We start from the raw sequence: 13,521 nt of genomic DNA, 5'->3' as shown, positions 1-13,521 counted from the left end.
TAAGTAGATACCGAAGTAGAACTGATATATCTCTTCTACGGAGAAAATTTGAGTACTTTAATGGTCTCCGTGAAAAATCAAGATTAAGTCCATACCTAAATAAAAAAACGTTTCCTTATTACGCATAGTGTCGAAGACCACGAACTTATCCATTCTATTGTGGAAAAACATTAACCCGTCGTCATTGCGAAACAAGTATTGACATTGAAAAAACTTACAACGAAAAAGAAAATAAGTTCCTTCAACGACGATACGAGGTCACTAGGACATCCAACAGTACTCTATTTCATAGCGTTTAAAGTGTTAGTATTCTAAATTGACCTAAAACGCCATTTCACTTGCGCAATTGAACGCGCGTTGTTTTATTTCTGTCTTTTCATTCTCACCAAGAGTATCACGTCGAGGAAGACTTAGATTACGTCTTTAGTCATAAAATAGGTCGGGTTTCGTACTCACTGCTGAAACCAATACTGAGTCACAACAAACTAGTAGTCAAAAAAGAAATAGCATTTTGGTTTGGCTAGGACGTCGTCAAACCCTTGACGTTAAATTTTTTGGTAGGCGTGTTCTTAGGTTTATCTAAAATCGTTCGGAATTTGATGACAACTCATTTATTGGCAATGTCATTGACCGACTTCTATTTCCACTACTCTACTGTAGTCATGGATAGTGACTTAATTTTCCATACCCATTCCTCCCCGCTAAAAATCACGGTTTATTCTCGAGAAGCAACATCTATACGTACAGTGGGTGTGCAACAACGAAATGTCGTAGAGGACATATAGGATTATTGGTTGAGTTCGACCGAAGTTTTTACGGCGGCAATTCCTCGTATAGTCGCTCTCCCCAAGGAAGTGAACTTCCTCGATTACGCTGTTAAAAGAATTAAAACGAAAAATTTACGTACATAGCAAACAGTATCCAACCCAAGCTCTCTTAGGTCGCGTAATGTAAAGGCGGTAACCTTACGCATATCTCTTAGTCCCTCAGTTAAAAAAATACTAAATATTTTAGATTATTGACTAAACGTCATGTTGGGCGGCGTAGAAGTAGGGTGTATATAAACGACATTAGTGTTACCTGATGTATCATTAAAAGTCCTAATCCTTCACGAACTCGTTATAAAACCTACTTTAGTCAAAAGGTTATTAGTGGGAGCCGTAGAAGAGCCACTAGTAAACAAGGTACTTGTTTTCGTTATGGATTTAACGGTATAGGTACTCTGACACTTTCCCGTATTCAATTACATCGCCTACGTTCATTTTTATGACGCTGATTCTATGCAAATTTTAGGTAAAAATAGTGCGGAGCCAAGGTCAACTTAGCTATACATAGATATCGTATAAAAAATTACTATTTGATTACAAAATCCTAGTAACGATTGATGGACATTCCAATATTTAACTACGTATTGACTCACTTCTGTGTCTTAGAACCTCTGTTACTGAAGAACCAAACTTAATACCTACCTTTACTTACTCATAACTACTCTATTTTCCTGTTTAACGACTTGACTTCCTATTTTATTCCTTCATACTAATAGTGATAATACAGGACCTACTCGGTAATCAAGGACTACGGCTTATGCTATCTACAAAAGCACGTAATGTGCTAAATCTTCACTTCATGGGACTTAATAATTGCCGCCTAAGTGGATGAGTTGCTCAACCTCCATGAGGACATCTACGTAAATACGGTCATTGAGTAGCCGTTGGGTACAACAGAAATAGCTTGCATAAATGACTTCTTCTCGACGTTCGTAAATAATTTGCTCAATGGCTTTTCAACCTACTTGGTTAGGTCGTTAACCAAAAATGAACACTTGGATTCAATCTACCTAATCGGCAATTAGAGTGGATGCTTTTACCTTGAAATCAAAGACGACGTTGTGCACCCCTACCCTGATGTCCACTTTTGTAATGACGGTTATAATTTTGTTAGCGACGCCAAGGAAACTAAAATTCTCATGGCTTAGGTGGTGCGGAATAGCTTTAGGCACCGCTTCACATATACGGTTTTCGTCCAAAACTGCTCATGTTATTTTTTCGATTTCTTCGCCCCCTTTTTCAAAAACGATTAGGAGCATTACGGCGTCGACCCTCAAATGCCGTTAATTTAGGACGTCACTGCCGTTCATCTGGAAACCGATAAATGACGATACCCTATCCCCGAACGCTTCCCATGTCAAATGGTTTGTGAGTAACCCTCGTTAACGTTAATGAGTTTCTTAAACCAAAGTCCCAGAGAAATCTATGGGTTTTTCTCCAACCGTAATTTCCCACAAACCTTATAATGGTACTATAAAATCGGTTCGCACGAGTTGAAGGGAAGCTTTAACTACCTCAACAAATATTCCAACTGTCATAAAGAAACGTTGTTGTTGACCCAAAATAGAGTTCCCGTGGAGCGAAACGAACACGGGTATTTAAAGGACGATGTCTTCTTTACTGACTTGAAAATCGACAACTAAAAGTTCATCCTTCTTGCCCGCGAAATTGAGGTCACCGTGCAAACCGTGGCCAATTACAACGGCCGCAATGACATTCATTACGCTGCAACGTATTATACCTACTTTAGTAATCTTTCCTGTAAGCATAGCCACTATAACAGTAATAAGCTGCACGACCACTACAATAAGGTCTTCATCAAAGACAACAAGAGCTTGCTGCAGGACGTGTATGGTCCCTCTAAGTAAATGGATTTTGTACAGGACAAACACCTAGACTTCATCACGCACTCCTTCCACTTCGTCAACGAGCAACACAACCACCAAATAAAACGTTCCGGGTTAATTTTTCTTACTACACCGTGAAACGAAGAGCATTCCGGTACATATATCTCCCTAATCCCAGACACGAATAACTTGTCAACCAACTACTCCCTTAACAGGCAGTAAACGGACTAGACATATCCGAACTACAACGATGAAACCGTTTAGAAGGCGCCTACCCTCTTTTCAGTCGTTTTTTGAATAACCTGCGAAATCTTGTTTCATTCTTTTGTTGCAAATCAGCAAAAGAAATACGCGAACCTTAAGCACTCTAACCACTCAGCTCACGTGCCTACAACCGTCTCGTAATACCTCTATAACTGAGCTAGAGATTTCGTTGTCTTCTTCTCGACTACCCAAACGTTCTATACCCTGGACATCCACGAAAATTACACCAGGTAAAAAAGCGGGTTCTAGTATTGACGTTTCAATAACTCCTAAATAATCGTGAACCTTAAGTAACCGGTTTCCAACTCTTTTTCTTTCAATTATTTCTTGTAGAAAATAAGCCTTTTTGAGATCACAATTGGCCCTGAAACTCATCATACCCCGCGCTTCTTCGGTTTTGTTTTAACAATCGAAATCCGCGATTTCATTCACCGTCGCAGAGTAGCTTTTGTCTAATACACCAACGACCTTCACTTCGACCGAGGTTTGACCTATTTCGTTTACTAGACCCCTAGCGACACAACCTACTTCCTGTTAAAGACCTTGACAACCCATCAATCATTCCCGGACTTTAAAGAGAAAAGGGTACCTCTTCCAAGGCGATAACAGTAAAATTATTTCGTATCCGACTTCGGAAAAAGATTATTTCTCTTCCCTATCCCAACTCCAATCTAAGGGCAGACGCGCCCTTACTGTTTAATAAATTGAATTACCGCCAATTTTTCAGTAAACCAAAACCTACTCCCGTAACTAATACTGCGAGTAAAGTGAGAGAGTATAATTCTCTTCTAAAAAAACCATGATTAACCAGCAAGGAACTCCGCCGAAATCTATTCCTATAAAAAAACTTAGCATATGTCGCTTATCAAGACTAACAAGACGAAAATTTTTTAAAATCGAAGCGAATACGAACCAGGACCCAAAATTTATTAGGTATAGGAGTTCTCGTTAGCTTTCTTTTATAAATAATAAGTAGTAAAAGACTCGTTGGATTTTGAGACCTAGGTCGCGAGAGAATAAGTAGTTTACTCAGATAAAAACAACGAGTTTATATACTTGGAAACAACGTCATACTAATAAATGTTTCCGGTATAGTTAATTAAGGTAATTATCGGTGTGTTTACGGGGTCAATTCTATGGAACTACGTGTTCCTTTAGGTAATAGACTTTTGTCAGTCGTTTGTGGACGAAAATCGCAAATATGTCATTTATAATTTTTTCCTTAAATAATGGTTGGAGTAGGCCGCAAACGATTCCTGTTATTTCCACGCATGGAAATAGTAGTACATTGAGGACTTATAAATCTACTGCTTCCATAATTAGTTAATAGTCTAAAATTCGTATGACCGTGTGCTCTTAACTAACAACTACTAATATAAATGGTTTATTTCGCGAACCGGTTAGGAGTTAATTCAAGGGGATAAATACCAAATTACTTACTGATATAACATCCAAAACGACTTATACCTGTCTGTAATGGATTTCTATTATTTATGTAACTAGACGCATTTATAGGAGATTTTCCAGAATTTTTTTATCTACTAATAAGCAAACTCTAGTGTAATTTCCCTCTTATGTGGGTTAAAGATAAAACCAACCGATACTCAAAAAAAAGTGGTCAAGGTACCCTTCGACTAAAAAAAATAAGAGTTGGCCCGTACAACCTGTTATTGTAATGAAATTCAACCAAAGGCCATCCATGACCAGGAAAATACAATTAATTTTTGTTAGGGTTAGCTTCGTACCATAATGTTTTTTTAGGTTTAAAAGCGCTTCTCATAATAGGTTCATATCCAAGACTACTTCTATCCTTTAATCCTATAAACCTATTACGTCCGTTTGCAAATGGAAATTAACTTTTTCGTCAAAAATGAGAACTTTTTCTTAGATAAGGAGCTACCTTATTTAAGAACGTTCCAATGATACTATTAAGCCATCACCCACGCCTGTCAAAACTAGTCCGATAGGTATGCTTAGCTATACCTTTACGACTTGATAGTGGGCTCTACGTTTTTTTTGTATACATAGAGTGCCTTCTTAATGTTGGATGATGTATGATATACCCGAAATTATACGATCTGTTTCATCATCCACCTAGGTCACTCGCACGCGCGTTCAATTCTTCTCGTTAAAGTTAGCGCCATTTGATACTACTTTTATATCGTTAAAAAGTGTTACCGGCTCCATAACGACGAGTTCCTGGCTAAGGAGGGCCTTAAAAACCGATATTCCTGCCATTTCTACCTTAATTAGGAATACAAATACTTACCTTCTTACCTCTCCATCTTGCTGCGGGGTATTCGCTGCGGTTTTTTGAATACCAACTTCGACCGATAGGACTACCTCAACTAGGCCGATGACCTTTAGTAAATTAAAATGTAATACTACACTGCTGTAGTCCACGGGGAGTCCTGTTTAGTAATAAACTAACCTACGCATTTGTTAAACGGGTCTATCCGTAACTAAACTTACATGCACGTTGGAATATATTAGCAAAAGTCCTTTTTTACGCGTGACCGCTATGTGTTTAGAAATCAACCCCCACCCACCGTCTAATAGGTCTAGGACTTTTGAAAAATAAAGTTAACATACCACGGTTACCGTTCCACTTCAAATCACCACTTTTACGACGTTTAATAGTTTTAGGACTTAAACTAGCGGAGAAATTAAATTACTTTTTATCCTTTTTACTACTTGTTTCTGTCGTCTAATAACTACTCTACGAAGTCTAACAAGCTTCACTACGTGGTACCTAAACCCCCTATGTAGGACTTCTCGAACAAAATAGGGTCCTGACCCAAAGTGTGCAATTTGGGTTATGATACGAAAGACGTTGAAATTTTATATAACGACAGTTACACGGCCTTGCGTTATTTAACTCTAATTAGACCTTGGTTGGACATAAAACCGGTAACCCATACAACAAACACGAATTAGATTAGGATCAAGAAGGAAACCATCAACGTATAATGTTCTTTCTCTCTTTTGGTCGTCTTTCCTTCGAATATAGTACTAGTTTATAAATAAGGCAGCTAACCGAATAAGCTAAGGATAAGAAGAACCTTAATTAGAGTAATGGAAATAAAATAAAAAATACCACTTATGTGGACTACTGTAACGCGCCTACGTAAATCCCGTCTTTGTACAGCTCGTCGTTCACTAGCTACTAACCTTTTGTCGTGTACCAATATTAAATGGGAATAAAATATTACTTGTTTTTTGTCCCTAGGTGTTTTATGTTCGCTGTAACAAAAAAGTTTTTAGTTACTTTGAGAAATGAAAACTGAAACCACAGAGACTAAGACCTGCTCTATAGTCACTCCTATAATGGATATCTTACACCGGGTCAGAAAGTTAACGTAAGGGTCAAAATAATGACCTATAACAACGATTATAATAACACCGATACCGGTACCGAAAAAAATCTCCTTGAATGGAACTAAATTGACCGCACCACGACACATAATAAAATTACAGCTATAGGTCAAATAAAATATAATAACCACCGGTTATAGAAAAACCCTTTAATAACGCAGAACACGGGTAAAGTCCCATGCTGCCACCAAAACTTCGTAACTTCAAACAATAAAACGGTTAATGGCAACGTCAAGAATCGCCAAATCCTCGGCCACCAGCAACCATAGCGTGCAACAAAAACCTCCTTTACGTGTTTCTGATACAATTTTGCCGGTCTCGATTCCCCGATAGACTCGTTTTTCACTACAAATTTGTACATAACTTTTTACGTTACGAAGGTTATAATTGGCCGTAGCATCACGAGTAAGGAAGTAATAAATACCCGTCAAATTAGGACCTCAGGAAGAAACCCCACGGTCCGAACCCATCAATATGCTAACTACGCTAAGTTGTTGTTCTAAAACGATAACACTCCCGATACCACAAGAACCCAAGTTAAGAAATGTAACAACCGAACCATAATTGACTATAGAGAATGTACCACCGGCTAGGGGCTCACTCCAATAGAATTTTTTACAGACCCATCCCCGCCTCAAGCCTAACTCGTTAAATAAGTTTAGGTATTTAGGGCGTAAAGTGACACAACGTGGGTCCAATGCTTTAACTACTCTAATCAACTCTTCTTTTTTACTGAAAACTCAAAGATACCTGACTATTTACGAAAGAGTGGAATAACCGGAATTCGTATAACCAATAAAATAGTTCGAACGCATTCGTCGTATATTCTGCAAGGAAAAGGTATTAAAACGTATTTGGGTATCGACAATCACGTCCGTAATAGAATAATAAAAAATAATAATAACCCCAAAACCTAAGCTAAGTACAATGGAGACATGCATTACTTAGTCTTGGCCGTTGATGACACAACCTGGCCTAAAACCGAGGTTAGCTAGTCTAAAGGCTTTTTTGGATAAGCCGGGGTAATCGGAATTGCGTCAAATAGTCACTTAGGTGGAATCACTTACCACAACAATTTGTTTGAATAGGTAGTAATTAAATAGGACGCGTTACCCATTTTTGGCTTCGTCTTTTTTTATTCCAATATTTCTCATGTTAACCTTGACGTAACTTTACGTCATATAATTGTCGTGAAAAATAACCTTACCGCGACTAAAAATAAGCAAAATCGTCCGCTAATTTTGGAGTAAAACGAAATTCACGATGTTCGAATTCATGGTATTAATGACAACGACAGGAATGTAAAAAACAACACGAACCTATACTCGAAAGCTCTCATAAAGTACATAACCCATGTCCTGTTTAACCCGTTCTATAAAAAATGAAATGTTAATTTTCATAGGCGTGCCCAAACCAGTAACCAGAAAATTGGTGGAATAAATACAACGGAAACCGAAATAAAAACCCCCAACAACGCCCCATAAAACCACCAAAACGTCTACTAGACTAGGTCATACGAATGTGATGAAATTCAAGCTATGGGCCGCAAAATAATTAATGGCGGAGTCAAAATAGAAACGTTCACATATAGCGGTTAGTGGGGCTCGTCAAATGCTGAAACCGAGTCTCGCGTCTACGTGCAAACAATCGCGAAACAAAGTAAAATCCCCACTGCTCAACCTGATCGAATACAGCCGAAAACGCACGTCTCTGAAACTTCAACGCACTTCACCTAATACACGTTCGCCGTGCACGGAATCCCAGATTAACCAAATGGTAATAAGCGTTTGTAAATAATGGTTTACACTACGTATAACACCATTAATGGGACCAAAACCTAAAATCAAAAGATCAGTACCGACTCCGTAATGAAAGAATACATCCCCATCCGCAAAGAGGGTACTGGTAATCAACCCCTTTGTACTAATTGTCACGTGCAAAACTCAATCGTGCGTTAGGGCACTAAACCACCGGATACGACCGCCGCAAACAAAAATACAAAAACAATCAAAATCGTTAATTGAATAAGCGTCTACGCCAGTCCCTACGAAAACTGGGTGTAGTTAGTGTATAAACTATATTTTTCATCGGCCCATAGGTTACAATATCCGAGAACAAATAGCACTACTACGTCCATACGTTTTGAGAACTAAATCCAATTTCAAGTAGTTAATTCGAATTACTCAATTAAAGGAATACGTTGTTGCAAAACAGGTAAATGCACAAGTGTGACTTAAAAGAAACCAACTACCAAACCAAGCCCAATTCGGTAATTACTTCCGAAACGGAAGAGCTCCTTACACACGGCAACGCTATTGACTAGTAACGTTAAACAAACGTCGTCACTTCGTAATATTTTCACGTCAACTACGCCCTTAATTCGGATAATAACCTTCACTAAATGGCACAGTACTGGGACTTGTCGGTCTCGCTCAAAGAAGATATCAAGAAGATACGGAATTAAGCCTTCCCATATTTTTAAATTGGACAGAACAAAGATTTCGCATGGTCCTTCCCGTCATAGTTCCCGTTGGATCTCATGTTTTATTCACCTAAGTTCTTATAAGTCGCCCCGAATAACGAAATAGTCCACCTGCAAAACCACTATAACCTGTCCGAAATAATCGGTTACTACTACGAAACCGGTTTTCGGCTCGTAATATAACCGTTAGTGACAAAGGGTTAGCAAAAATAAACCTTTAAGTTGCATGTCCTGCTGGGCTACTTAGGGCAATATTACTTTTTAATTAAAGTAATCGCCTACTCAACTTTAATGGCAATCAGCGATGGTTACTACATGCAAAAGAACTAGTTCTTCTAAAACTTCGTGTACTTCGAGCACAAACGTAAGTACTTCCGATAAGTAATCGTCTAGGGTCTTCTTGCGTTTTCATATCACGTGTTGTCATGAATGCGAGTCGACTACTTTACCAGCGAAATAAAAGACTAAATGGGAGACGTTATCTTTTATGACAACTTTAGTCATTCGCGACGTGTCATTTTGACTTGAACCCATTATTAATAGATGGATTAAAGGGATATGGCCTACCTAGATGACAACTCCTCATAAATAGAGTAAATAGTGTTCACCCAAACCTTCTCGCAAATGACGTTTATAAATTTTTGTTTAGTGGACTTCTCGACGTCCGTAGAGCTCTTCGTATACTATTTGCGAACGTTTAGCTCAATTTGCAATAATTATTGTACCCCAAACGACCAATGAAGGAATAGCACCGACTAAAATAAGTTACCCGGTTTTTATTACCGCACGGACAACCTGGACCTGCTCCTAGCCCTCGGCCTAGTGACCAACGGATACGCGATTTTTAATGACTAAACCTAGGGAATCTCATACTTAATGAAAAGCTTGCAAAAAACTTAGGTCTTGCCCATAGGTACGGACTGAAACTATAGCTAAAAACATACCTCCCAGCGCTAGCTCAGTAACTAATACACCGCCTCTTTATGCCCTCTGTTTCACAAAGTGTTTAATAATGGAAACCGTGGTACCGACGTTTTCGCCACCATGCACTACACCCAGCACAGAATCCTGTAGGAATACCTAAACATCTGTTTGATCGATTTAATTAAGGAAAACTTTAACCTTAGTGTAATTCGTTCCGAAATCTTGTCCTTCTTCTCGAGTTTGCAGCAATATGGCTCCTTCTTCTTCAGTTTCTTGACTAACTAAATCGGAATTTCGAGCTCCCTTAATGGGCATTACGTCCTTTTGTACGACCTCCCCATCACTAACGTGGTAGTGTCGAATGTCTAAAATGACGATAAATAACACTTCTCCCGAGGTTAGTTTAACAATCGGTTAAACTATTTCTACTGCAACTCCGTCGTCCAAACCAGTTTAAACTGAAGAACCCTGACGCGTGGGATTGCTAATAACTAACCCGTAATCGGTGTCATTTATTCTTTTACCGACGCCTTCCCGATGGTGGTCAACTATAGTCAGTTTATGGGTGTCTACTACTTCGTTGAAAACTAAATAATTTTCGCACATTCTGTTGTCGCCACAAAGTCGACCTTAGGGCGCCATACTTCCTCAATTAACCAGCGAATGTTGGTCTAACGAAACTTCTGTAATAGCGAAACCACCGAAATAAGTCTGGTCCTGGAAATGTTAGACCTTACCACCTACTAAAATAACTAGCATTCGTACCCGCACGACGTCAACTGATAGGTGTAGGACTAAACCTTGGATAAAATTTTGGTTGAATACCGCAATAGAACATGGTTCTCGTCCACTACGTTTAACGAGTCCATAACCGTTTGATATGAAATCCCCGACGACTAAATAATGCAGCGCGGTACCCTTTCTTTTTCGGTCTTCTTTACCGTTTTGTTGCTCTTTAAAAATGACTCCCTCGTTGACGGGCTCCGCAACTACTTTTTCAACGTTGAGTATAAAAGCTAAATTACCTTTTTAAACGGCCGATACCAAAATTATTTAGCGTAAGCCGTCGAATACGGAACCAGCGAATAGTTTGACGAACCAATTTCCGTGTAATGGGCCGCCGTAAATACCGTCGTCATTACAGTAGTCTATACCTATTATGTCTATTTCATCAGTGGAAATAACTACTTACACGCGTATACTTTAACTTCCACGACGGAGGAAGTTAGTTAGTGAGGTACATAGTAAAATGATGGCGGCTACTACGATGGTAATAAATACCAGAACCACGCTATTTTCCGCACCCTCTTAGGCGTTAACTAACGTAATGGCTTCTCGCCTCACGGTTTCCTTATATATGACTGAATAAATCAAAAACGGTTGCAGAGCTAGACGCATTTCAGTTAGCTGCACATAACCTTCGTTGGTAATTTTCACCACGAAAACTACTAACCTTACACCTTGCGCGGTATAACTGACGAAGAAACCTTTTTCGCAATTTTCACCGCCTTTTCCTCGTAGTTTTAGTTAGGTCACCGGTCAAACTAAACAAAAGTAATAACCTTCTGCTCTCGTTACTACTATTTATACATGGTACGTTTGGTACCAGACTCCGAGTTGCGGACCTTCCCCTCGCCCTTCATAATCCAAAAATAGATTGGCCTGTAGGTCGTCTAGTTATAGCAGCACTCAAACCACTAAAATAGCAAAGTTAGTCAGTCGATTTAGGAAGATACGTGTTTTTTCGGTATTATACACGCGTTTATCATCCTTAAGCATTCTAACACTGGTTCGCACCATTCTTCAACCATTAAGACCCATACCTACTAAGATGCCGCGCTGAACTACAACAACATAAACCTCTCGAAAAACTCAGAAGACGACGCTTGAACCGCTGACCTCTATACGAGCACTAGCTTCCGCTTCATCGCGTACTACTAATATTACCGCCGCACTTTTACTGACGTTTGAGAGAGATGCTACAGGGATGTCGCGCGTGATTTAAACGAGCTACAGACCTCAACGCGAACGTACGGCCCTCGGTTCCCTAAAATCGAAGCTAATTCAGGGACAATTCGCGAGTACAACCAGTAACGAGCCACGTCAAAAGTATGTCGTTACTAATACGTTTTCGCGTCAACTCAGACCGTGGCGTTACCGTTCATTACGGGTCACTACTTAATGAACTCGAAAACTCGTTAGAGAACCCACTACTCGTTCACCACTACTTCATAATCATAAAGCGTCGTTCCTCGAACCCCCCCATACACTCTCTCGTTCGGGCCCAAGGCGAAAAAACGGCAAGGGCCCTATAAGTAAAAAATCAGGCGATTGTTAAATAGGTAAAAACGGCGTGTTTATTTTAGTAATACTGAATTCGGTAATTCACGTACCCAGTACTTTGAGTGCACTGTTATTAATATTGGATGGAGATTTAGTCCTACTACTAAAAGTTATAAACGATAGGTACGGTCTCGTAACTGTTTCCGGTAACAAAGTATTTTTAACAATTTTCTATTTGATGCGAATTACTGAGCCAATAGACGCGACTGAAGGGTTAAAAATAAATTAACTCCGTAATTTAAAAATTAAACAAGACGTAAATTACGTCGGGGATACGGAAGTGTACGAAGCGTTACAAACGACGAATTCAGTGATCAGTAAAATAAAGGAATGAGTGAATGAAGTAAATACGACGCAAAGCCACGAGATTTTAGGGTGGTAAAACCGAGTTAGATCGCTTAACAGTTATCTGAGACTATTAATGAGTTACATAGATCTTTGGCCGACAAGACGAGGAACCAAGGATATGACTGAGCATCCATTAACAAGTAGAATATACCTACGTCACCAGATTGCTACTATGGAGATAGCTCATCTATCAATATCTCGCTGTACGGCAGAAGGAACGTCAGTTATCAGTCTTTTAACGTACGCCTCCCATCCATTAACTATAGGTTAACTAAATTGCGAAGAAAGTAAACGTCGTAAGGGAGCCGTAATCAGGCATTTGAATTAACTTATTTAAGTAGTAGTAGGTCTCGGCGTACCCGCCATCACTCCCGATGAACTAACTGCCATTTACCATCAACATATGCGGCGTACTCAAGTTACTAACTCCCTACTCGGTAGCGTATTGGATCGGCATGCGGTCGATTAGGTATATAAAAACTTTTCCACGCACACTAATGATTTAACCCTACTACCCGCTCGGTAGGTTACGAAAAAAGCAAATTAACCCTGCGTCGTATAAGTATTATTCGAAGTAGTTGATGGTTATTCCACGAAAGACCTTATAAAAGATTGTCCGCAAAATAAAGAAAGCCCGATTATTCATACGGACATCCTAATAAGCCTAAGCGATCTTTTTAATATCGACAAACCCCCCATGTACGAACTTAGTTAAATAGATGCAACTGTACGGTTAAACTTAGTTGGGGTTACCATACTTGGCCCTATAAATTTCATAAACGAACTTAGCGTATCCACGATTTACGTATAAGCACCCACTACTACACAAACAGTAATACATTACGCTTTGTCAAATTATCTTAGCACATATATATTAGACTTGGTAATGAATGTTTTTCGACTAGGCATAGCTAAAGCTCAAATACGCGGTCAAATCCTTAATCCCCTACTAAGTACCCTCTCCCTATGCAACGGTCTCATACTCTCCTGTAAAGAAAATTTCGCCGGTTTCGATTTCCTGATGTCGGATTTCCTAAAAGCAACGACCGGTAAAACTATTATAGCACCAGTGATTAGGAAAAAAGGGCTCGATTAAGAAGATACCTAAACG

3 protein-coding genes are annotated in these 13,521 nt (G+C 39.3%); all 3 read right to left on the bottom strand.

Translation table 11 applies throughout. From position 1 onward, the window contains the following. Window positions 1-2,425: 2,425 nt before the first annotated feature. The 3 genes from DGG96_RS21070 to DGG96_RS20900 all read right to left on the bottom strand — a co-directional run bounded on the left by DGG96_RS21070 (window position 2,426) and on the right by DGG96_RS20900 (window position 10,034). Window positions 2,426-2,719 carry a hypothetical protein gene (locus DGG96_RS21070; protein WP_110143367.1) on the bottom strand — a complete coding sequence of 98 codons (294 nt, stop codon included), beginning with the start codon at window positions 2,717-2,719 and terminating at the stop codon, window positions 2,426-2,428. Window positions 2,720-8,031: 5,312 nt separating this feature from the next. Beyond that, window positions 8,032-8,247, bottom strand: a complete 216-nt coding sequence (locus DGG96_RS14475) for a hypothetical protein (RefSeq protein ID WP_110143365.1) — start codon at window positions 8,245-8,247, stop codon at window positions 8,032-8,034. Window positions 8,248-9,896: 1,649 nt separating this feature from the next. Continuing rightward, window positions 9,897-10,034, bottom strand: a complete 138-nt coding sequence (locus DGG96_RS20900) for a hypothetical protein (RefSeq protein ID WP_165831624.1) — start codon at window positions 10,032-10,034, stop codon at window positions 9,897-9,899. Window positions 10,035-13,521 lie beyond the last annotated feature (3,487 nt).

Source organism: Legionella qingyii (assembly GCF_003184185.1).
The sequence above is the reverse complement of the archived record's forward strand: the minus strand, read 5'-3'. Positions and strand labels throughout refer to the sequence as shown.

What these genes read in the sequence shown, in the direction of transcription:
- DGG96_RS20900 (WP_165831624.1), bottom strand. Translation starts at nt 10,034, where the DNA reads ATGCCCATTAAGGGAGCTCGAAATTCCGATTTAGTTAGTCAAGAAACT.